At 69.5% G+C, this 20,741-nt stretch carries 22 protein-coding genes; 14 read left to right on the top strand and 8 right to left on the bottom strand.

The genetic code is table 11. From position 1 onward, the window contains the following. Positions 1-66: 66 nt before the first annotated feature. From M2283_RS37600 to M2283_RS37575, 6 genes are read left to right on the top strand one after another with little or no spacing between them, the layout of a single operon-like run. Entirely contained in the window at positions 67-408 is a 342-nt protein-coding gene (locus M2283_RS37600; RefSeq protein WP_280880976.1) for a hypothetical protein, read from the top strand. Further along, positions 405-1,718 carry a hypothetical protein gene (locus M2283_RS37595; RefSeq protein WP_280880975.1) on the top strand — a complete coding sequence of 438 codons (1,314 nt, stop codon included), beginning with the start codon at positions 405-407 and terminating at the stop codon, positions 1,716-1,718. The genes M2283_RS37600 and M2283_RS37595 overlap by 4 nt, the downstream gene beginning before the upstream one ends. Before the next feature lie 14 nt (positions 1,719-1,732). Further along, the gene (locus M2283_RS37590) at positions 1,733-2,350 is read left to right on the top strand and encodes a hypothetical protein (RefSeq protein ID WP_280880974.1); all 618 of its coding nucleotides are present in this window, start codon (positions 1,733-1,735) and stop codon (positions 2,348-2,350) included. A 1-nt stretch (position 2,351) separates the two neighbouring features. After that, positions 2,352-2,942 (top strand): hypothetical protein, encoded by a 591-nt coding sequence (locus tag M2283_RS37585; protein ID WP_280880973.1) that lies wholly within the window; start codon positions 2,352-2,354, stop codon positions 2,940-2,942. Beyond that, on the top strand, positions 2,935-3,498 hold the full coding sequence (locus M2283_RS37580) for a dihydrofolate reductase family protein (protein ID WP_280880972.1): 564 nt from the start codon (positions 2,935-2,937) through the stop codon (positions 3,496-3,498). Before M2283_RS37585 ends, M2283_RS37580 begins: the two co-directional genes overlap by 8 nt. Positions 3,499-3,547: 49 nt before the next feature. Then, positions 3,548-4,495, top strand: coding sequence for an LLM class flavin-dependent oxidoreductase (locus tag M2283_RS37575; protein WP_280880971.1), 948 nt, complete (start codon positions 3,548-3,550; stop codon positions 4,493-4,495). Positions 4,496-4,502: 7 nt separating this feature from the next. On the opposite strand, the gene M2283_RS37570 is transcribed toward M2283_RS37575, so the two are convergent. After that, entirely contained in the window at positions 4,503-4,991 is a 489-nt protein-coding gene (locus tag M2283_RS37570) for a DinB family protein (protein ID WP_280881056.1), read from the bottom strand. 149 nt (positions 4,992-5,140) lie between these two features. Between M2283_RS37570 and M2283_RS37565 the strand changes: the two genes are divergently transcribed. After that, positions 5,141-5,959, top strand: coding sequence for a methyltransferase domain-containing protein (locus tag M2283_RS37565; protein ID WP_280880970.1), 819 nt, complete (start codon positions 5,141-5,143; stop codon positions 5,957-5,959). Between the two features lie 25 nt (positions 5,960-5,984). Here M2283_RS37565 and M2283_RS37560 read toward each other — a convergent pair whose 3' ends face one another. Continuing rightward, a complete protein-coding gene (locus M2283_RS37560) occupies positions 5,985-7,229 on the bottom strand; it encodes a winged helix DNA-binding domain-containing protein (protein ID WP_280880969.1) in 1,245 nt (414 codons plus the stop codon). A 738-nt stretch (positions 7,230-7,967) separates the two neighbouring features. On the opposite strand from M2283_RS37560, the gene M2283_RS37555 reads away from it, so the two are divergent. The 4 genes from M2283_RS37555 (at position 7,968) to M2283_RS37540 (ending at position 13,153) form a co-directional block, all read left to right on the top strand. Next, positions 7,968-8,741 (top strand): isoprenyl transferase, encoded by a 774-nt coding sequence (locus M2283_RS37555; RefSeq protein ID WP_280880968.1) that lies wholly within the window; start codon positions 7,968-7,970, stop codon positions 8,739-8,741. 325 nt (positions 8,742-9,066) lie between these two features. Then, entirely contained in the window at positions 9,067-10,392 is a 1,326-nt protein-coding gene (locus M2283_RS37550) for a PhoH family protein (protein ID WP_280880967.1), read from the top strand. Between the two features lie 417 nt (positions 10,393-10,809). Continuing rightward, positions 10,810-11,505, top strand: coding sequence for a transglycosylase SLT domain-containing protein (locus M2283_RS37545; protein ID WP_280880966.1), 696 nt, complete (start codon positions 10,810-10,812; stop codon positions 11,503-11,505). 157 nt (positions 11,506-11,662) lie between these two features. Continuing rightward, positions 11,663-13,153: an AI-2E family transporter gene (locus M2283_RS37540; RefSeq protein WP_280880965.1), complete on the top strand. Its 1,491-nt coding sequence runs from the start codon at positions 11,663-11,665 to the stop codon at positions 13,151-13,153. 9 nt (positions 13,154-13,162) lie between these two features. Here the strand turns inward: M2283_RS37540 and M2283_RS37535 are convergent, their stop codons facing one another. Continuing rightward, positions 13,163-13,612: a hypothetical protein gene (locus M2283_RS37535; protein ID WP_280880964.1), complete on the bottom strand. Its 450-nt coding sequence runs from the start codon at positions 13,610-13,612 to the stop codon at positions 13,163-13,165. Between the two features lie 239 nt (positions 13,613-13,851). On the opposite strand from M2283_RS37535, the gene M2283_RS37530 reads away from it, so the two are divergent. Genes M2283_RS37530 through M2283_RS37520 form a run of 3 tightly spaced genes read left to right on the top strand, consistent with a single transcriptional unit; the run spans position 13,852 to position 15,641 of the window. Next, complete coding sequence (locus M2283_RS37530; RefSeq protein WP_280880963.1) at positions 13,852-14,751, top strand: MarR family transcriptional regulator; 900 nt, start codon at positions 13,852-13,854, stop codon at positions 14,749-14,751. Positions 14,752-14,809: 58 nt separating this feature from the next. Then, the gene (locus M2283_RS37525; protein ID WP_280880962.1) at positions 14,810-15,208 is read left to right on the top strand and encodes a roadblock/LC7 domain-containing protein; all 399 of its coding nucleotides are present in this window, start codon (positions 14,810-14,812) and stop codon (positions 15,206-15,208) included. 4 nt (positions 15,209-15,212) lie between these two features. After that, a complete protein-coding gene (locus tag M2283_RS37520) occupies positions 15,213-15,641 on the top strand; it encodes a hypothetical protein (protein ID WP_280880961.1) in 429 nt (142 codons plus the stop codon). 30 nt (positions 15,642-15,671) lie between these two features. Here M2283_RS37520 and M2283_RS37515 read toward each other — a convergent pair whose 3' ends face one another. The 5 genes from M2283_RS37515 to M2283_RS37495 all read right to left on the bottom strand — a co-directional run bounded on the left by M2283_RS37515 (position 15,672) and on the right by M2283_RS37495 (position 20,541). Continuing rightward, the gene (locus M2283_RS37515; protein WP_280880960.1) at positions 15,672-18,008 is read right to left on the bottom strand and encodes an ABC transporter permease; all 2,337 of its coding nucleotides are present in this window, start codon (positions 18,006-18,008) and stop codon (positions 15,672-15,674) included. Further along, a complete protein-coding gene (locus M2283_RS37510; RefSeq protein WP_280880959.1) occupies positions 18,005-18,694 on the bottom strand; it encodes an ABC transporter ATP-binding protein in 690 nt (229 codons plus the stop codon). The genes M2283_RS37515 and M2283_RS37510 overlap by 4 nt, the downstream gene beginning before the upstream one ends. Further along, positions 18,691-19,215: a PadR family transcriptional regulator gene (locus M2283_RS37505; protein ID WP_123998000.1), complete on the bottom strand. Its 525-nt coding sequence runs from the start codon at positions 19,213-19,215 to the stop codon at positions 18,691-18,693. The genes M2283_RS37510 and M2283_RS37505 overlap by 4 nt, the downstream gene beginning before the upstream one ends. Before the next feature lie 142 nt (positions 19,216-19,357). Then, positions 19,358-19,615, bottom strand: a complete 258-nt coding sequence (locus M2283_RS37500; RefSeq protein WP_280880958.1) for a hypothetical protein — start codon at positions 19,613-19,615, stop codon at positions 19,358-19,360. Continuing rightward, the gene (locus M2283_RS37495) at positions 19,612-20,541 is read right to left on the bottom strand and encodes an SPFH domain-containing protein (protein ID WP_280880957.1); all 930 of its coding nucleotides are present in this window, start codon (positions 20,539-20,541) and stop codon (positions 19,612-19,614) included. The genes M2283_RS37500 and M2283_RS37495 overlap by 4 nt, the downstream gene beginning before the upstream one ends. Positions 20,542-20,741: the final 200 nt, after the last annotated feature.

The raw sequence follows: 20,741 nt of genomic DNA, 5'->3' as shown, positions 1-20,741 counted from the left end.
TCCCCCTAAAGAGGGGAGCGCCCCACGGTCCGTCACAAAACCCGGACACGGTCGTTCCTCCCAACGGTGCTGATCAACTGGGGAGAGGGCGGGGGAGTGGCGGACCGACTGGTCGTCGACGGTACTGAGTTGGACAGGTTCTTCAAGGATCTGAGGAAGGCCCGGGATTCGTTCACCGCCTTGCAGCGGGCGCTGCACGACTCGGGCGTCGACGGGCTGGGTACCGACGATCTGGACAAGGCCTGCGACGAGTTCCAGAAGGACTGGCACTACGGGGCCAAGGAGATCGCCGGGCAGATCGAGGAGCTCACGGACCTCACGAAGAAGGCCAAGGACGACTTCCACGAGGTGGACGTGGCCTTGGAGAAGGCGCTCGAAAAGGTCAGGCACAAGGGTGGGAAGAAGTGACGACTCCCACCGTGGACGCCGACCGGCCTCAGGGGCTGAAGTCAGGCTCGGGCCTGACGAATCCGTATGCGCACATCGGCTTCAATCCGACGCCCGGCAGCACGGACTTGGTACGCGAGATCCACAAGAAGCTGACCGGTTGTGCGAAGGAGATGGAGAAGGCCCACTCCAAGGTCACGAAACTGATGGACGGCAGCTACTGGGAAGGGGATGCCGCTGTCGCCTTCCGTGAGAAATTGCAGGGCGGTCCTCTGCCGATCAACCTCAAGAACGGTGCCCACTCCGTCGGCAAGGCCGCGAAGCAACTGGATCTGTGGGTCACGGAGCTGGAGGATTTCCAGCGACGTGCGAAGAAGCTCGACGGCGAGGCCCATCACGCGCGCGAGGCGTTGAAACGGGCCCAGGACCACGCGGACGACGGGAAGCGTGCGGTCACCACGGCGCAGGAGGACTTGGACGACGTATTGCGGCATGCTCGTTCCCTCGCCCTCGAACACGAGACCACGGCCCGCAAGCGGGCCCGGCTCATCGGGGACGCCACGCACAAGCTGGCGTCACATGAGCCGAGCGGCTGGGACAAGTTCACCAACTGGCTGGACGACAACCTGCCGGACATCCTCAGCGCGTGCGCGGCGGTACTGGGAGTCATCGCGTTGCTAGGTCTCACTGTGATCGCGCCCTGGGTACTGCTTCTCGCCGCGGGCATCTTGAGCGGAGTGGCCTTCGGCATACGTGTCACCGACCCCGAGGTCCTGGAGTCATTGAGGGACGGCATTACCAAGGGTGAACTCGACGTCGAATTCTGGGGCAACGTGCTGGGCGTCGCCGGGGACTTTCTGGGAGCGTTACCGGGGTTGGGCGCGGTTGCCAAAGGCAGTTATCTGGGTCTGCGCGGTCTTGGAGAGTCTGGTGAACTGCTGTCACTCACGGGTGAGGCAGATGAGGTACTGACGCTCGGACAGAAGCTCGCGCGGGTCGGAACCAACACCGTGACGTCGTTCAAGACGGTCGGGACCTCGGTCAGGGAGGAGGCCACCGCCGCCGGAGGCGCGGCGAGCATGCTGGCCCATTCTCGGGTGTTCGGCGGGCGGCTGGCACCGATCGTGGAGAAGGTCGACAAGCCGGCGACGTATCTCGGCGCGGGGACGGCCACTTACGGCATTGTGAGCAGTTCCGTGGACAGCCTGGACAACGACGGCACCAAGGTGGCCAGCCGTCTCCTCGACGGGCCAAGAACCCTGGGCGTCGATTTTCCGGCTGCTCTGGGGGCCGTCCACTTCCTGTTGCGCGGGGCGGGCGAAGCGTCGTGAACGGGCAGAGCGTCGTGAACAGTTCTCCTTACCTGATCGACGAATCGGCCCGGAGCCAGGACGCGGACATCTGGTTCGCGTTGCCGCCGGGTTTCGTCCCGCTGCCGCTGCCGGACGCGTTTCCCGAGAACGCCGTCGGACAAGGGCCGTTCGCCGGTCTCGAACCGGTCCTCCGTATGGCCCAGCTGCTTCTGGCAGGCGGGGCCGTCCGCTGCTGTCTCGGTCTGCACTCCGACGACGAGGGAGACGGCGGGGCACTTCTCTCTCTGTTCACGCTCTCCTGGCGAGCGACCGACTGGGCACCGCGCAGTGTTCTAGCGGCCCGCGCCGCCGCGAGTGCCCAGGACGCCGAACACATCGAGATGCTCGACTTGCCGTGCGGTCCGGCATCCGTCGTACAGACACGCTTGTCCGGACCGCCGGAGGCGGAAATCGCCGCCGACATCCAATTGCTTCAGACCACGGCGTACGTGCCGTGTCTCGACGGCCAACGGATCGCCATCCTCACGCTGGCCACAACAGCTGTCGAACATGCGCGGCACTATCGCGCCCTGCTCGGGGACATCGTGGGTACGGTCAGTTTCGAGAACCCACTCCCGGCCGAATCCGACGACGTATCCGACGAGGAGTGAAATGCCGCCCACGCACCACCCCACCGCTTGGGACGATCCGGCCACCCGCCGTGCCTGGACCAGGCTCGTCACCTGCGCTGCCGTCGGCCAGATTCTCTGGCCGGCGGTATGGGCGGGCCTGCTGGCGTGGTACGTGATCATGTCCATCACATGGACCCTGTGGCTCTTCTTCGTCCCCTTGGCCTACTCGTTCTACCGGACATTCCTTCAAGTGGCCTACTGGCGAGGGGCATTGCGCGCGCGCCGTATCCTGCGGCACCACCCGTGGCAGGTGTACGAGGCCCCGGAGAGCGGTATCGGGAACATCCCGGGTGTGCGAAACGGATACGTCTGGCTGCGGTTCCCCAACCCTGAAGCACCGGATCAGCAGGTGACGATGGTGATGCATTCCCACGTGCGCTCCGTGTGGTGGGGAGGCCGTCTCGGGAAACGCGCCAAGCCCGAAAGGAAGGCAGAGGTCAGGACGATCTGGTTCGCAGGCGACCCCCGCCTCGCTGCGGTGATCGCTGTCCCGGGACCGCGTCGCCTCTACGTGATCGACCAGCGTCCGAGCTGCAAGCCCGCACCCACCAGTGAGGTACGCGATGCCTAACGTCGTTCTGATGATGTCCGTATCCCTCGACGGCTACATCGAAGGCCCCAACCAAGACATCTCCTGGCACCGGGACAGCGACGAAATCCACCAGCACTACAACGACGAGATCAGACAGCTGGGCGCGCTGCTCAGTGGGCGGGTCATGTATGAGCTGATGGCCGGGTACTGGCCGACCGCAGACGCCGATCCCGATGCCCCCGCGACGGTCGTCGAGTTCGCCGGGATCTGGCGGGAGATGCCGAAGGTGGTGTACTCGCGGACGCTCGCGCAGGTCGGGTGGAATGCCAGGGTGGTGCGGGAGATCGTGCCCGAGGAGGTCAGGGCGTTGAAGGGGGACGCCGGTGGGGATCTCTGGGTCGGTGGGGCCGGTGTCGGCGGCGCGTTTCTGCGGCTCGGGCTTGTTGACGAGTTGCGGGTGTACGTCCATCCCGTGCTGGTCGGCCAGGGGACGCGGCTCTTCCCGGAGGGGACCGACATCGCCGCCTCCCTCCACCTCGTCGAGAACCGGGTCTTCGACAACGGCGTCGTACTGCTCCGCTATGGGAGGGACTAGGACAGGGAGAGGTGTTGTCCCCGTCGTTGGCTCCGGGTAGGAAAGGTCCATGACTGGACTCGGCGCTGTGTTCCGGCCCCAACTGCCCCCTGAGCGACTGCGTTCCGTCGCCCGCCTCGCCGACGAGACCGGGCTGGAGGAACTGTGGCTGTGGGAGGACTGCTTCCGGGAAGGCGGGATCTCGACCGCCGCGGCCGCCCTCGCCTGGACCGAACGCGTACGGATCGGCGTCGGGCTGTTGCCCGTGCCGCTGCGCAACGTCGCCGTCACCGCGATGGAGGCCGCCGCCCTGCACCGGATGTTCCCCGGCCGCCCGATCCTCGCCGTCGGACACGGCGTACAGGACTGGATGGGCCAGGTCGGCGCCCGCGTCGAATCGCCCGTGACCCTGCTGCGGGAGCACCTCGTCGCGCTGCGCGCCCTGTTGGCCGGTGAGCGGGTCACCACCAGCGGGCGGTACGTGAAGCTGGACGACGTCGCGCTCGACTGGCCGCCCGCCGAACCCGTCCCCGTTCTCGCCGGCGCCACCGGGCCCCGTTCGCTACGCCTCGCCGGTGAGGCCGCCGACGGCACCGTCCTGACCGCCAGCACCCCTCCCGAGGGAGTACGCCGGGCACGCCAACTCATCGACGAGGGGATCGAGCAGAGGGTCGGGCAGGGAATCGGCCAGGGAATCGCCCAAGGGATCGATCAGCGGCGGGAAGCCGCCGACCCCGCCACCGCCATCCCCTCCCACGATCACCAAGTCGTCGTCTACCTCCTCGCCGCCACCGGCATCGACGCCCCCGCCCGGCTCCGCGCCGAGCTCGCCGCCGAGGGCGTCGAGTCCGTCCCCGATCTCGGTGTCGCCGGAGATGCCGGAGCCGTCGCCAAGGCCGTCCAGCGGCTCGCGGACGCCGGTGCCGACACGGTGATCATCCAACCGACGGGCGACGAGCCCGACCCCGAGGGATTCGTGCGGTTCGTGGCGGAGGAGGTCCGGCCCCTCGTGCCGTAGACCTACGTCAGTCCCGCCGATGATCTCCGGCCGCCCCGTCGAGCAACTCCCGCACGATGTCCATGTGCCCCGCGTGTCTCGCCGTCTCCTCGATCATGTGGACCAGGGTCCAGCGCAGGGACACGGAGTGCTTCCGCCACGGCGGGCGGCCCAGGTCGTCCAGGGACAGTTCGGCGATCACGAGATCGGCGGCGGTACGGGCGCGGCCGTAGAACTCGGTGATCTGTCGGGTCGTCTCGCCCTGGTCCGCGCGCATGTCCTCGTCGCTGTACGGGTCGAACCACAGTGGCTCGACCTCGCGGCCGAAGGTCTGCACGAACCAGCCGTACTCGACCGACCCCAGGTGTTTCACCAGGCCGAGCAGGGTCGTGCCCGACGGGGTCATGGGGCGCCGCAGCCCCTCGTCGTCCATCCCCTCCAGCTTCCACAGCACCGCGTCCCGGTGCTGATCGAGACTCGCCCGCAGCGTCTCCTTCTCACCGCCCGCGTACGGCATGCCCGTAGTCGTCGTGTCTGCGGACGACGTATCCGCCGACGACATATCCGCAGCCGTCGTGTCCCCAGTCACCGTGCCCGATTCGTCACCAGTCGTCATGCTGGAAAAATTAGCAGCGACCACTGACAACGCCCTGCCACGATGACCTCATGGACGTACGCCCGCGCGCTTTCGAAGACCTCGTCGCCGAAGGCGTCGCCGTCCCCACCGAGGGCTGGGACTTCTCCTGGTTCGAGGGGCGGGCCAGCGAGGAGCGGCCCTCCTGGGGGTACGCCCGCTCGATGGCGGAGCGTCTCGCCGGCACCACCGCCGCGCTCGACATCCAGACCGGGGGAGGCGAGGTCCTCGGTTTCGCCCTCGACACCCTTGCCGACGCCGACGCCGACGCCGCCGACAACGCCGACCCCCGCCCCCTCCTCACCGCCGCCACCGAGGGCTGGCCGCCGAACGTCGCCAAGGCCACCGCCCTGCTCCGCCCGCACGGCGTCGCCGTCGTCGCGTCCGAGGAGGACGCGCCGTTGCCCTTCGCGGACGCCGCCTTCGACCTGGTCGTGAGCCGGCATCCGGTGCGCGCGCACTGGCACGAGATCGCCCGCGTACTCCGCCCCGGCGGCACGTACTTCGCCCAACACGTCGGCCCCAGCAGCGTCTACGAACTGGTCGAGCACTTCGTCGGCACCCAGCCGGACGCGACCCGCAACGCCCGCCACCCCGACCGCGAGCGAGCCGCCGCCGAGGCCGCCGGTCTCGACGTCGTCGAACTGCGCGCCGAGCGGCTGCGGGTCGAGTTCTACGACATCGCCGCCGTCGTCCACTTCCTGCGCAAGGTGATCTGGATGGTCCCCGACTTCAGCGTGGAGAAGTACGAGGACCGACTCCGCGCCCTGCACAAGCGGATCGAGTCCGAGGGTCCCTTCGCCGCGCACAGCACCCGGCACCTCTTCGACGCCCGCAAGCCCGTCACCTGAGCACCTGACCCAGGCCCTGGCCCCGTCACGCGTGCGGCCCCGTCGTCACCTCCCCGATCACCAACTCCGCCTCCGCCTCCAGCACTTCCCCCACCCGCCGGACCCGCTCGCCCAACTCCCGTTCCTGGCGCGCCGTCAGCCGTCCGAGCGGCTCCACCGTGACCGTCGTACGACGTCCCCGGCGCCGTTGGTGCCAGACCCCGGCCACGACCCAGTCGACCAGCAGCACGGGGAAGTTGCCGGCCTGGCCGCCTGCCAGGGCCCGCTGGTACGCGGCCCCCGGGAACAGCAGCTCCCGAGGCTGCGCGGCGACGGCGTAGGCATCGAAGTACGGCAACAACCGCACTCCGCGCGGGGGTTCCGCCGGAAACACGGTGTCGCCGGCCACGACCCAAGCGACCCCGCTTCCGTCCCCGGAGCCCTTGGACGTCACCCCCTCCAACTCCACTTCCTCGATCTCGCCCGCCTCCGCCAGTTCCCGGAACAACCCCGTCGCCCAACCACCCTGCGCCGCCAGCCACTTGGCGAAGTGAGCCGGTGTCGCCGGGCCGTACGCGTGCAGATAGCGCCGTACCAGCTCGCGCAGCGCCTCGGCCGGTGGCTGCGGGGCGAAGTGCGGTGGGCGGGTGTACGTCACCTTGCGGCCCCGGTTCGGTCCGAAGCAGAGGGCGCCCGACTGGCCCGCCCGGTGCATCACTTGGCGCCAGCGCGGCCACAGGTCCTGGAAGGCGGGCATCACGCGGTCGCCGGCCCAGGGCCCGGTGCGGGCGACCACCTCGTCGCCCAGTTCGTCGATGGTCAGGCAGGCCCCGTCGAGCGCGTCCCCGATCGCCGCCACGATCTGCCGCGCCTGCTCCTCGGTGACCCGCACATCCGGCGCGAACGGACCGGCCCCGCCCGGCACCGCCGGCAACGCCGAGCACCACATGGGCAGTTCACGCGCGGGCAGCAGATGCACGGTCCCGCGCGGACCGTACGTCTTCACCAATGAGATCGACTTCACCGATGAGACCGACTCCGTCGACGAGGCTGTCTCCTCCGACGATGACGGCGATCCGTCTCCCCACACCGCCGCCCGCACATCCGCCCGCGTCACCCCAATCGCCCGCACCCCCACCGACACCTCGGCCGCCGACAGCACTTGCGCGTGCGTGGCGAGCATGGCGCTCACCACATCGGCGACCGGTGTGCCCTCCGGCGCGGGGTTGGCCAGGAACTGCCGCTCCATCCGACGCGCGCTCGCCTGTTCCCACGTGATCCTCAAGGTCATGGGTCGACGGTAGGAGGGGAGTAGGACGGGGAGTGTCCGCTATGGCATAACGCCTCCACAGCCCGCACTGACGGCGTATTCGCAGGCAGGGACGGGGTTTCCACATTGTTATCGAGGTCGGCTCGCATCCAGGCCTATGGCTCACGTAAGTTCGTACCAAGGTAATTCGCGTGAGCAAAGCTGCGCGGGCGGTACCGCGCAGTGGAGGGGGCTGCGCGGTGCCGATTTTTTTGTGCCTCCGTGACCGTGCGTTTGTGCCCATGTGCGCGTCAAGTCGGCGTTCCTCGGCGGGGTCACCCACCCGGGGGACGGGCAAAACACCTGGGAATCCGCTGTGTTTCGGCCATGCATCCGCTACGGAACGGCCTCCGTACGGCCATCGGCGCGTCGCCGTTCGATTCCGGAGAGTAGTTGTGGCACGCCGATGCACGCAGCATCACTTACGAAGGGTTATGGTGGAAACCCCCCTCGGGCCGGTCCGTATCCCCCCCCACGGACCGGCCCGTTTTTATGTGGGCGGGCAGGGGCACCCGGAGCGGACGCTCGCGGCAGGTACCCGGGGGGTGCGGGGGAACCGCTCGACCGGCCCCCGCCGTCCTGCACTCGGCGACGCGTCATCGAGCACCGCATCTTCAACTACCGCGTCCTGAACCATCGGACCCCCCAACTCGGGTGCGGCCGAGCAGCGGTACGCTGCCGGACGCGGGGACCGCCACCGTACGGAGGGGCTGACATCACGTGAACCTGCGCGACAAGCTGCGCGGCCTGCTGGTCAGGCTCTACGCACGCCGGGTGGAAGGCCACCTGGACCACGCTCAGGTGCCCAAGCACATCGGCGTCATCATGGACGGCAACCGCCGTTGGGCGAAGGCCGCGGGCTCCACCACCGTGCACGGCCACCGGGCCGGCGCGGAGAAGATCGAGGAGTTCCTCGGCTGGTGCACCGAGACGGACGTCGAGGTCGTCACCCTCTGGCTGCTGTCGACGGACAACTTCGACCGGCCCCAGGAAGAACTCGGCCCGCTGCTCGGGATCATCGAGGACGTCGTACGCACCCTCGCCGCGGACGGCCGCTGGCGTGTGCACCACGTCGGCACCCCCGATCTGCTGCCCGCCCCGATGCAGACCGCGCTGAAGGAGGCCGAGGAGGCCACCGCGCTGGTCGACGGGATAGTGGTCAACGTGGCGATCGGCTACGGCGGCCGGCAGGAGATCGCCGACGCCGTGCGCTCGATGATCCTCGACGCCCACGACAAGGGCACCTCGATGGAACAGCTCGCCGAGGCCGTCGACGTAGACATGATCAGCCGGCACCTCTACACGGGTGCACAGCCCGACCCCGATCTGGTGATCCGTACCAGCGGCGAGCAGCGGCTGTCCGGATTCATGCTGTGGCAGTCGGCCCACTCGGAGTACTACTTCTGTGAGGTCTTCTGGCCGGCCTTCCGCAAGGTCGACTTCCTGCGCGCACTGCGCGACTACGCGCTGCGTCACCGCCGCTACGGAGGCTGACGGGGGCGGTCCGGGAGCTGCCGGGGCCACCCCTTTTGGGGCGGAAGTTACAAGGAGTTCACCAGGGCGCCGTCGTATGCCGTGGCATGGCGGCGCATGTTCGAGGGCATAAGGCAAGCAGGTCGACGCCCGAACCACGGGTGTCGGATCTCAGCGGACGGCACGGGGCCGTCCGCCCGGGAGGCCCTTTGCACCAGCTCGACCGTGCAGTCACGGCACGGAAGAAGCAGTGGAGGGCCGGTCTCCGGCCCGTGCAATGCGGCCGTCGACCGGTCCAGCTCCACTCCGTCGCTCCCCGACCTCATCCGAGGGGGTACGTCCTTCCGTGGTGACCAGCACAAAGCGCCGTATGCCAGACCGGCGCACCTATGTTCTCGACACCAGCGTCCTGCTGGCCGACCCGAACGCCATGACCCGCTTCGAGGAGCACGAAGTTGTGCTCCCCATCGTCGTGGTCACGGAACTGGAGGCCAAGCGGCACCATCCCGAGCTCGGGTACTTCGCCAGGCAGGCCCTGCGCCTGCTCGACGACTACCGGGTGAAGTTCGGTCGCCTCGATGCCCCCATCCCGATCGGGGAGCTGGGCGGGACCATCCGTGTCGAGCTCAACCACTCGGACCCCAGCGTGCTGCCCAGCGGCTACCGCCTGGGGGACAACGACTCCCGCATCCTCGCGGTCGCCCGCAATCTGCAGGCCGAGGGGTTCGACGTCACGGTCGTCTCCAAGGACCTGCCGCTCAGGATCAAGGCTTCTTCCGTCGGGCTCCTCGCCGAGGAGTACCGCGCGGAACTCGCCATCACGGGCTCCTCCGGCTGGACCGGAATGTCCGAACTGAGCCTGGCCGGCGAGCAGGTGGACATCCTCTTCGAGGAAGGGCACGTGTATGTGCCCGAGGCCGCCGAGCTCCCCGTCCACACCGGGCTGACCATCCTGTCCGAGCGCGGCAACGCGCTGGGCCGGGTGACGTCCGAGGGCAACGTCCGCCTCGTACGCGGCGACCGGGAGGCGTTCGGCATCAAGGGCCGTAGCGCGGAGCAGCGCATCGCGCTGGATCTGCTGCTCGACCCGGACGTCGGGATCGTGTCGATGGGAGGCCGGGCCGGCACCGGTAAGTCGGCGCTCGCGCTGTGCGCGGGACTTGAGGCGGTCCTGGAGCGCCGCCAGCACCAGAAGGTGATGGTCTTCCGGCCGCTGTACGCGGTGGGCGGACAGGAGCTCGGCTATCTGCCCGGCTCCGAGGCCGAGAAGATGGGCCCCTGGGCGCAGGCGGTCTTCGACACGCTGTCCGCGGTCACCAGCCGCGATGTCATCGAAGAGGTCACCGCGCGCGGGATGCTCGAAGTGCTGCCCCTGACCCACATCCGCGGGCGTTCGCTGCACGACGCGTTCGTGATCGTGGACGAGGCGCAGTCACTGGAACGGAACGTCCTGCTGACCGTTCTGTCCCGGATCGGCGCGAATTCACGGGTGATCCTCACCCATGACGTCGCTCAGCGGGACAATCTGCGGGTCGGTCGCTACGACGGTGTGGTCGCCGTCGTGGAGAAACTGAAGGGGCATCCGCTCTTCGCGCATGTCACCCTGAACCGGTCCGAGAGGTCCCAGATCGCGGCCCTTGTGACCGAAATGCTGGAGGACGGGCAGATCTGACCCAAGTGCTCAACTTGCGGTAGCTACTCGTTGGTTGGCGCCGTCCGGAAAGGCCAAGAGCCTAGCCGGGCGGCGCCTTCGCGTGTCGCTGTTTCTCGAATTCACTGGCGTCAAACGGGATGTGAGCTTTCACACGCAACTCAGAATTGCCACCCGGCGTCCGGTTACGGCAGAGTCTCACTCCTGTCAGGCCCCGCATACGACACACCTGTGCCCCCAGCGGCACTAACCACAGCAGCATCACAGCCAACTGAAAAGCGTCGTCGTATGCCGCCCGAGCACCAAGCGGCGCTCCCCTCGCGGGAGTTGCCCACCGGGCCCGCGCCTCCCGTGACCCCGCAGTTGGGAGGCCAGTGTTCAGGGGCACGATTGCGTCCGCCAGGGTCACCGAAGCGGGCGATGCTGGAAGGAAACCGTGTGAGCCGGATCTCGGTCCGGGGATTCGCAGTGGCTTCGGCCACCGCGGTCACCGCCGTCGGAAGCGTCGTGGGCGTTGCCTCGGGCAGCGTGGCGCAGAACAACGACGCAGAGGCGACGGCAACCGACGCGACGCTCCTTGCGGACATACCTGCGGGCCAGCAGGCCCACGTGCAGCTCGCGTCCCTGACGCAGCAGGCGGACGCGCAGGCCATCGCGGCCGACGCGAGCGCCAAGAGGGGCGCCGAGGAGCTGGCTCGCAAGAAGGCCGCCAGGACCGCCCTCGACAAGAAGGCCGCCGCCGAAAAGGCGGAGAAGGAAGCCAAGGAGCGCGCCGAGGCCAAGAAGGCCGCGAGCCGCACCAGCACGCGTGACTCCTCCTCCTTCCCTGTGCAGAGCTCGTACTCGGTCTCCCAGATCCAGGCGATCGCCCGGGAGATGGTGCCGAGTGCCCAGTTCCAGTGCTTCAGCAACATCGTGGACCACGAGTCCGGCTGGAACATGAACGCGGTCAACGCGTCCTCGGGCGCCTACGGTCTCTTCCAGGCACTGCCCGCCTCCAAGTACTCCTCGGCGGGCTCCGACTGGCAGACCAACCCGGCCACCCAGATCAAGTGGGGCCTGAGCTACATGGACGGCCGCTACGGCAGCCCGTGCGAAGCCTGGTCCTTCTGGCAGGCCAACAGCTGGTACTAGGCCCTCGAAGCCTGAGCCGCCGTCGAAACCGACGGTCTCACCTCTCAACCTCGCGCAGCCCCTCCCCGTCCTTAGGGGAGGGGCTTTCGCCCTGTACGGTCGGACGCGACGACTCCAGGGAGGAGTGGTGGTCAGAGACGGGGGTAGAGGGCGAATCATGTCGCGCGTGCCTGGATGGCTCGGCCGGATCGGCGCCGGACTCACGGATCTGAGTGAGCGGCTGGACCAGCGCCGGGCCGAGGTGGAGCGGGAGAGCTCGGACTCCGACGTACCGCCGCCGCCCGTCGCGACGGAACTCGCCCCCCAGCTCGCGGACCGCGCCAAGGCGAAGGCGTCCGGGTCCGAGGACCCGTCGGCCGACCGTCCGCCCGCCACGTCCGTCGTGACCGTCAAGCGCCCCTCCGCGCCCCGGCAGCTCACCGTCCGTCCCGATCCCGCCCAGGCCGTGCCCTGGGGCGTACGGGTGGCGGCGGAGGCCGGCTGGCGGCTGCTGGTGCTCGCGGGCACCGTGTGGGTGCTGATGCGGGTCATCAGCGCCGTCCAACTCGTCATCCTCGCCTTCGTGATCGCACTGCTCATCACGGCGCTGCTGCAGCCGACGGTGGCGCGGCTGAAGCGCCGCGGGGTGCCGGGCGGGCTGGCCACCGCGCTCACCGCGATCCTCGGCTTCTGCGTGATGGGGCTGATCGGCTGGTTCGTGACCTGGCAGGTCATGGAGAACATCGACAACCTCTCCGACCAGATCCAGAACGGCATCGACGACCTGCGCAACTGGCTGCTGAAGAGCCCCTTCCACGTCACCGACAAGCAGATCAACCAGATCGCCAAGAACCTGCGCGAGGCGGTCGGCGCGAACACCGACCAGATCACCTCGGTGGGCCTGGAGGGCGTACAGGTCGTCATCGAGGCCCTGACGGGAATCCTGCTGGCGTTCTTCTCGACGCTCTTCCTGCTCTACGACGGTGAGCGCATCTGGGGGTGGGTGCTCAAGCTCGTTCCCGCGGCGGCCCGGCCCGGTATGGCGGGTGCAGGACCGCGCGCCTGGCACACGCTGACGGCCTACGTCCGCGGCACGGTGCTCGTGGCCCTGATCGACGCGACCTTCATCGGTATCGGCATCTACTTCCTCGACGTACCCATGGCCGTCCCGCTGGCCGTGTTCATCTTCCTGTTCTCCTTCATCCCGCTGGTCGGCGCGGTCGCCTCCGGCGCGCTCGCGGTGGTCGTCGCGCTGGTCACCCAGGGTGTGTTCACGGCCGTCATGACCCTCGCCGTGGTCCTGGCCGTCCAGCAGATCGAGGGCCACATCCTCCAGCCCTTCATCCTCGGCCGCGCGGTCCGCGTCCACCCCCTCGCGGTCGTCCTGTCGGTCGCGGCGGGCGGCATGGTCGCCGGCATCGGCGGCGCGGTGGTCGCCGTACCGCTGGTGGCGGTTTCCAACACGGTGGTCAGCTACCTGAAGCGGTACGCGGAGGAACAACAGGAAGAGGAACAAGAGGAACAAGAGGAAGAGGAGCAACAGGATCCGGCTCCGGACCCTGAATCCGGGCCGGACCCGGAGCAGGACCCGGCTCCGGTCCCGGCGACAACGCCGGCCGACGCTCCGCGGGAGCAGACCGACGAGGACCGGAAGCCTCCGGCGGAGTAGCCGGGGCGGTCACTTCCGGCGGGTGAGCCGCACGCCGAGGCCGCAGGGGGCGCCGGGGTCGTCGGTGGCGCACAGGGTCTCGCCGTCGTCGACGACCGCGAGGCTCAGGCCGCATTCCCAGCGGACCTTGAAGCCGAGACCGATCCAGGAGCCGGACTTCGCCGTCTCCGAGCTGAAGCCGCTGTTTCCGTGGGCGACCATGAACCCCCAGCTGCCGCCCGCCACTTCTGCCGGGCAGCCGGTCCCGGCAAGGTTCTTCGAGTCGAGGCCGGACGAGGTGAAGGCGTGATCCGCGCCCAGGGAGATCTGCTCCCCGCCCGGTCCCTTCCAGGTGCCGACGACACCGGCGGCCGACACCTTCGTGGTCTTCTCCGTGGCGCAGCCGGTCAGCAGGAGCAGGAGCACCGGAAGGGCGAGCGCGCCGATGCTCGGGGCCGGGCCGCGGGTGGTTCCCGACACCTCCTCACCGTATCGGGGCGGTCCGAGATCCGTGTTCGTGGGTTTCGGGGGCGGCAAGCGACCCGTTCCCGAATCGCTCAAATGCGCGCCGAACAAAGCGAATTGAAAAGCCCCGGGGCTCAACTTCCGTCACCTGGAGACAGGTCGGGAATCCGCGGACGGAATATGCGCCCGGACTGATACACCTTCCCCCCTGAGCGCTACGCGTCAGGCGTATGTGCGACACGGCAGGGGGCGTGATGTCGGGGTACGACCTCCTGGCGCGGTCCCTCGTCGCGTGTGGGCGGGAGGGGCTGACGGGGGAGTTGCGGGTGGCGGGGGCGCCCGGCGGGGTCTTTCATCTGCGGGACGGGCTTGTCGTCGCCGCCGAGTCGCCGGGGGCGCCGGGGCCCGAGGCGTTGCTGCTGCGGTCGGGGCGTATCGACGGGGAGCAGTGGGCCGCACTGGTGCGGGAGGCGGGGGGTGCGCGCTGGCCGGTCGCCGGGCTGATCGTGCACGGGTACGCGGGGGCCGCGCAGTTGCGGGTGGTGTGCGTGATGGCCTTGCAGGACGCGGCGTTCGCGATCGCCGCGGGCCGGGTCGAGGGCTGTGAGCGCACCGTGGGGGAGGTCGGGCCGCCGGCCCCGGTGGCCGTCGGTGAGCCGCCCGGGCGGCTGCTCCAGGACGCCTCCCGCAAGCTCGCCGCGGTCGCCGCCATGCCCCGGCCCGTCCATCCCGACGGTGAACGGCCCGTCCCCGCCGCCGGATGGGCCGACGGCCCGCTCACCGAGCTGCGCGGCGAACTGCTCGCCCACGCGGACGGCCGCCGTACCGCCCGCGACCTCGCCTTCCGCACCGGACGCGGGGTCTACACCGTCACCGTCGAGGTCGCCCGCATGTTCGCCGAGGGCCTCCTGGAAACGCCGGGACCGCCCGCGCCGATCGTCGTCCGCACCCCGCCCGGCGGCGTCCGGCAGCGCACACCACCGCCCGCGCCCGCGCCGCCGCCCGTGCCCGCCGCGCCGCGCGCCGTCGAACTGCCCCGGCGCAGCCCCGGCGCCAGCGGCATCACCGAATCACTCACCCCCTCTCTCGCCCCGGAGAAACACGGGGCGAGCTGGAAAGGATTCTTCCGGCTGCGGAACGGAACCTCGAAATGAGCGAACCCCGGAATGAAAAGACCGATCAATTGCGAACAGAATATGGGGAGTTGATTCCATGGACCATGAAGCGCTGACCCTGGAAATGCGCGGACTGCGCGAACAGGTGGCCGGCATCACCGACACGGCGCTCGCGGCCGCCGACGGACTGCTCATCGCCGCCGACACCGCCGACTCCATCGACCCGGAGGGCCTCGCCGCCCTCGCCGCGGCCGGCCTCGGCCTCGCCCGGCGCACCGCGGCGGCGACCTCCCGCGGCGCCTTGCGACGGACGGTGACCTACGGCAGCCACGGCTGCGCGGCCTTCTACGCCGTCGGCGACGCGGCCCTGATGGTCGTACTCGGAGACGAGGGCATCGACGTGGACCAGTTGCACCGGGCGACCCGGCAGGCGCTGCACCGCATCGACCTGATCCTCACCGAGAAAGCACCGGAAAAAGCACCAGAAGGAGTCTGAAGGGATGGCGACGAAGCGCATGACCCCAGGTTTCTCCGACCAGGTGATGGGCCTGGTCAAAGCACTCCGCACCGATGCCCCCGACTGTGTGGCGTCGGGTGTCGTCGACATGGCCACCGGCATGCTGCTGTCGTACGAGACCATCGACAACCACCCGCCAGAGGTCCTCGACCTGCTGGCGGGTGCGACCCTCGACCTGTTCCAGGGCCGGACGGTCGTGATGATCGAGGACGTCTTCAAGGAGCGTCGCGGGATCACCAGTGACCACCACTTCTTCCAGGAGATCCTCGTCAACAGCGAGAACCTCACTCATCTGTTCGTGCGGATGACCGAGCAACAGGACGTCGTCGCCGTGGTCGTGTGCCGCAAGTCGGTGAACGTGGGCATGCTGTTCGCCCAAGTCCGCCGGGTGGTACGGGAGTACGGACTCTGACCGGAGCGAGCGGAGGGCTGCGGGCGGCTCCTACTCCGTGCGCAGTCCGTCCGGCCGCATCATCCGCAGCAGCGGCGGCAGACTGAGCAGGGTCACGGCCAGGACGATCCCCGCGCCGACGCCCGTCATCTGCAGCACGCTCGTCCAGTCGATGCGCACCTTCGTGTCCGTCATCCGCAGCAGCACCGCGCCCAGCGTCAGCCCGACCGCCGACGCGAGGACCAGACCCAGGGTGATCGGGATCGCCGTCTGCCACAGCACGGACAGGCTCAGCGTGCGCCGCCGGGTGCCGAAGGCGACCAGCGCCGACAGGAGCTTCTTGCGCTCACGCAGCTGCTCCAGCTGGGACACCAGCAGACTCGCCCCGATCAGCGCCAGCACAGCCGCGGCGCCGACGAACAGGCCGGTGCGGATGGAGGTGTACTTGTCCGACCGCTCGCTGGCCGACCAGGTCATGGGATCCGTCATCGGGTTGATGCCGGTCGCCGTGTTGCGGACCAGGTCCTGCACGTCGGGCACCGACTGGTCGAGGCTGAGGTAGACCTGCCCGCTCAGGCCCGCCAAGGTGGCGGCCGGCAGTGCCTTCGGGGTGACCAGGAAGCCGCCCCGCTCGTTGCCGGTCATGTCCTTGCGGGAATCGACGGTCTTCAGACCGGCCGGCACCCGCCAGGGGATCTCCTTGCCGCGCGTGGAGTCCCCCTCGTAGCTCGGGTCGACGTACAGCGTCCCGCCCGACTTGGCGAGCTTGGGCGTGTCGGTGTCGTACTCGACACCGCGGACGGCGAAGACGTCGCCGTCCTTGCAGGAGGACAGGCGGGCCACCTCGCGCAGCGCCGAGCAGCTGCCGACGGTCATGGCGGCGGAGTGCGTGGGATCCGAGCGCCGGTCGCCGAGGGTGCCGTCGGAGTAGACGTCGACCTTCCGCACGCCCTGGGTCGCCCGGAACTCCGCGGCGGCCTGCGCGGTCGGCACCTCGCTGGGCAGCGTCACCTGCATCTGCGCCCGTGTCACGTCGAGGCCGGTGTCCTTGGTGTAGTCGCCGTCCACGCCCGCGAACAGCATCTGCAGCGCGATCGCCCCGGCCACCGCCACCGCGATGCCGTTGACCATCCGGGCCGCCGAACCGCTGCTCAGCTGGAGCCTGCGCACGGCCAGTTGCCAGGCGACCCCGCCCGAGCCGAGCCGGGCGACGACCGCCTCCACGATCCACGGCAGTAGCGCGGTGATGCCGACCAGGAGCAGCATCACGCCGCCGATGACGAGGTACTGGTTGAAGTCGCCGTTGGTGCGGCCCTGCCCGATCATCGGGTAGAGCATCGCGAGCCCGGCCAGCGGCAGCAGCAGCCGCCACCACAGCCGGCGCCGGGCCGGCTTCGCCGTACGGACCACGCCGAGCGGCTCGATGACCACCCCGCGCAGGGCCAGCAGCGTCACCAGCACCGCGGCCGCCGGCACCGCGAGGGCGACCAGCAGGGCCAGGGCGGGGGAGGGGTTCATGTAACTCGGGAACACACTGACGTCGAAGACCTCAACGGAGCCCGCGATCTGCCGGCCGATCATGAAGAACCCGGCGCCGAGCACAAGGCCGAGCACCGAGCCCGCGAGCGCCTCGCCGGCCGCGATCCGCCGAGTCATCCGGCTGTCGGAGCCGACCAGCCGCAGCGCCGCGAGCCGCCGGTCGCGCCGCTCGCCGCCGAACCGCACGGCCGCCGCGATGAAGACGGCGACCGGCATCAGCAGCGCCACGAAGACGACCAGGATCAGCAGCAGCAGTACGGGGTCCATCGCGTCCGACGACGGGTTCGGGTCCCCGAAGTGGTCGATGCGCTCGACCCGGCCGCCGTCGACCTTCGCCGCGAGATCGTCGGCGCCCCGGTAGAAGGCGAGTTCGGCCGAGCCGATCACCCCGCTCTCACCGATCGTGGCGACGATCTTCTCCGGCAGCCGCTCCCGCAGCAGCTTGCCGTCGGAGGAGTCCAGGAGCTTCTTCAGCGCGGGGGAGACGACCATCTCGCCCACCCCCGGGAACTTCGCCACGCCGGGCGGCAGCGGGGCCCGCGAGCCCTCCGGCTCCAGCGCGCGGCCCCGGACGTCCTTGTCGCGGAAGGTCGTACCGACGTTGGCGACGACCACGGTGTCGTCGGCCTTCTTGATCCGGTCCGAGGTGTAGGTGATGTCGCTGCGCGCGGCCTCCCGGTCGTGGCGCACGTTCAGCGCGTTCGGCAGGGCGGTGGTCAACAGCAGCAGCGCCACGCCGAGTCCCACGCCGACGGCCGTCAGCAGGGCCCGTACCCAGCCCTCACGTCCGCCCGCGAAGGCGAACCGCACCCCCATGGCCAGATCCGCGGCCCACTGACGCGCGTTCATACGGCCCGCTCCATGTCCCGGGACTTGCCGTCCCGTACGACGATCTCGCGGTCGGAGTACGCGGCCACCCGTGCCTCGTGCGTGACGAGGACGACGGCCGCGTTGGTGGACCGGGCCGCGTCGGTGAGCAGCTCCATCACGCGCTCGCCGTTGAGCGAGTCGAGCGCGCCCGTCGGCTCGTCGGCGAACAGCACACGCGGACCGGTGACCAGCGCGCGGGCGACGGCGACGCGCTGCCCCTGGCCGCCGGAGACCTCGCCGGGGCGCTTTCTGCCGAGGTCGTCGACCTCCAGGCGCTCCATCCAGGTCAGCGCGGCCCGCTCGGCCTCCTTGCGGGAGGTGCCGTTCAGCCGCAGCGGCAGGGCGACGTTCTCCACGCAGGTGAGTTCGGGCACGAGCTGGCCGAACTGGAAGACGAAGCCGAACTCGGAGCGCCGCAGCTGACTGCGCTGCGCGTCGCTCATGGTCGCCATCTCGCGGCCCTGGTAGGTGATGGAGCCCGAGTCGGGCGGCACGATGCCGGCCAGACAGTGCAGCAGCGTCGACTTGCCGGACCCGGAGGGGCCCATCACGGCGACGACCTCGCCGGGGTGGATGGAGAACTCGGCGCCGTCGAGCGCGAGCGTGGGGCCGTAGACCTTGCGCAGGTCCTGGGCGGCCAGCAGGGAACCGGGCGGAGGAGTCACTTGGCCACCGCCTCACGGAGCTTGTCGAGCCGCGCGGCCGTGAGCTCAAGCCAGCGCAGATCGGCTTCCAGGTGGAACAGGGCGTGGTCGCAGACCAGTTGGTCCGCCAGATCGCCCCGGCGCTTGCGGTCGGTCAGGATGCGCATGCTGCGCAGGTGCTCGGAGCGCTGGCTGTCGAGGATGTCGGCCGCCTCGCGATGGGTGAGCAGCGCCAGGACGACCTTGGTGTAGAGGGTCGACTGGAGGTACTCCTCCGGCTTCTCCGGCGTCGCGAGCCACCGCTCGACGTCGGTGATACCGGCGTCGGTGATCGCGTAGCGCTTGCGCTCGGGGCCGCCGCCGGCCTCGATGCCGTCGACTTCCACGAGCCCGTTCTTCAACAGCCGGGACATCGTCGAGTAGACCTGGCCGTAGTGCAGCGGCCGGTCGTGACCGAACTTCTCGTCGAAGGCCCGCTTGAGGTCGTAACCGTGGCGCGGGCCGGACTCCAGGAGCCCCAGGAGGGTGTGACCGATGGACATGCGGAGCACTCTACACACGGTGTATACGCCTCATGTATACGCGGTGTGTGTAGATCATGGCGGGGTGTACAGGTGCGCAGGTGGGGGCCCATTGTCACGGTTCTGCTACACGGGCCGGGGGTCCGGGGTCGGGGTGTCCGGGTCAGCTCTCGCGGTCGGTGGGCGGACGGCCCCTGCGGGGGATCGGGCCCGCCTCGCCGGGCAGCCGGCCGGCCTCTTTGAGCGCCCGGCGCAGCAGGAACTCGATCTGCGCGTTGGCCGACCGCAGTTCGTCGCCGGCCCAGCGCGCCAAGGCCTCGTAGACGGCAGGGTCCAGCCGCAGCAGCACCTGCTTGCGCTGCTGCGGCCGACGCTTCGCCGAGGAGTCCCGGGCGGGATCCGGCGTAGAGGAATCCGTCACTGGTAGAGGGTCCCGGTGTTGAGGACCGGCTGGGGCGCCCGGTCGCCGCACAGCACCACCAGCAGGTTCGACACCATCGCCGCCTTGCGCTCCTCGTCCAGCTCCACGATGTCCCGCTCCGAGATCCGCGCGAGCGCCGCCTCGACCATGCCCACCGCTCCGTCCACGATCTGCCGCCGGGCCGCGACGACCGCGCCCGCCTGCTGCCGCTGAAGCATCGCCGAGGCGATCTCGGGAGCGTACGCGAGATGCGTGAAGCGGGACTCGATGATCTGGACGCCGGCGGCCTCCACGCGCGCGTGCAGTTCGACGGCGAGCTTCTCGGTGATCTCCTCGGCGTTGCCGCGCAGCGAGAGGCCGCCCTCGTCGTGGGCGTCGTAGGGGTACTCGATGGCGATGTGGCGGACCGCGGCCTCGGTCTGGGTGGCCACGAACTCCAGGTAGTTGTCCACCTCGAAGGTCGCCTGCGCGGTGTCCCGCACCTTCCAGACCACGACCGCGGCCAGCTCGATCGGGTTGCCGTAGGCGTCGTTGACCTTGAGGACGGCGGTCTCGTGGTTGCGGACCCGGGTGGAGATCTTGGAGCGCGAGGTGAAGGGGTTCACCCAGCGCAGCCCGTCCTGCCGGATCGTGCCCCGGTAGCGCCCGAAGAGCTGGACCACCCGCGCCTCGCCGGGTGCGACCGTGTTCAGCCCGCGCAGCGAGATCAGCGCGGCGAGCAGGACGAAGGTGCCGCCGGCCGCGAAGCCGGGGCTCACCGAGGCGGCCACGAACAGGGCGACGGCGGCCAGGATCCCGACCAGCCCGAGCAACAGGGCGAGCCCGCCCCCGATGCTGTGCGCGGTGAACTCCCGCACCTGCGGGGCGGGCATCTCGGGCACGTCGGCGGATGCGTCGGTGGTGGGTGTGGAGTCGTGTGCGGACATGGTGGGTCCCCCGTTCTCGTACGTTCTCGTACGGTGTCGTACGTCTTCGCAGTGCCTAGCTCGGTTCTAGCTAAGTGATATCACTTTACCCCGCAGCGCAACCCTTCACGCCTCTCGGCCGTCGGTTCCGTTGGGACAGGTGCTGATTCTCACGTCCGAGAAAGGACGGATCGGCGGACCTGGGTCACATCTCCCGGTGT

The sequence above is a fragment of the Streptomyces pseudovenezuelae genome (assembly GCF_029892565.1).
GTDB classification, from domain to species: domain Bacteria; phylum Actinomycetota; class Actinomycetes; order Streptomycetales; family Streptomycetaceae; genus Streptomyces; species Streptomyces pseudovenezuelae_A.
This window is presented reverse-complemented; position numbering and strand designations above follow the sequence as displayed.

Bases quoted from the DNA above. Each gene is read 5' to 3' on its own strand.
- M2283_RS37585 (WP_280880973.1), top strand. From the start codon at position 2,352: ATGCCGCCCACGCACCACCCCACCGCTTGGGACGATCCGGCCACCCGC.
- M2283_RS37580 (WP_280880972.1), top strand. From the start codon at position 2,935: ATGCCTAACGTCGTTCTGATGATGTCCGTATCCCTCGACGGCTACATC.
- M2283_RS37575 (WP_280880971.1), top strand. From the start codon at position 3,548: ATGACTGGACTCGGCGCTGTGTTCCGGCCCCAACTGCCCCCTGAGCGA.
- M2283_RS37570 (WP_280881056.1), bottom strand. From the start codon at position 4,991: ATGCCGTACGCGGGCGGTGAGAAGGAGACGCTGCGGGCGAGTCTCGAT.
- M2283_RS37565 (WP_280880970.1), top strand. From the start codon at position 5,141: ATGGACGTACGCCCGCGCGCTTTCGAAGACCTCGTCGCCGAAGGCGTC.
- M2283_RS37560 (WP_280880969.1), bottom strand. From the start codon at position 7,229: ATGACCTTGAGGATCACGTGGGAACAGGCGAGCGCGCGTCGGATGGAG.
- M2283_RS37540 (WP_280880965.1), top strand. From the start codon at position 11,663: ATGTCGCGCGTGCCTGGATGGCTCGGCCGGATCGGCGCCGGACTCACG.
- M2283_RS37530 (WP_280880963.1), top strand. From the start codon at position 13,852: ATGTCGGGGTACGACCTCCTGGCGCGGTCCCTCGTCGCGTGTGGGCGG.
- M2283_RS37525 (WP_280880962.1), top strand. From the start codon at position 14,810: ATGGACCATGAAGCGCTGACCCTGGAAATGCGCGGACTGCGCGAACAG.
- M2283_RS37520 (WP_280880961.1), top strand. From the start codon at position 15,213: ATGGCGACGAAGCGCATGACCCCAGGTTTCTCCGACCAGGTGATGGGC.
- M2283_RS37515 (WP_280880960.1), bottom strand. From the start codon at position 18,008: ATGAACGCGCGTCAGTGGGCCGCGGATCTGGCCATGGGGGTGCGGTTC.
- M2283_RS37505 (WP_123998000.1), bottom strand. From the start codon at position 19,215: ATGTCCATCGGTCACACCCTCCTGGGGCTCCTGGAGTCCGGCCCGCGC.
- M2283_RS37495 (WP_280880957.1), bottom strand. From the start codon at position 20,541: ATGTCCGCACACGACTCCACACCCACCACCGACGCATCCGCCGACGTG.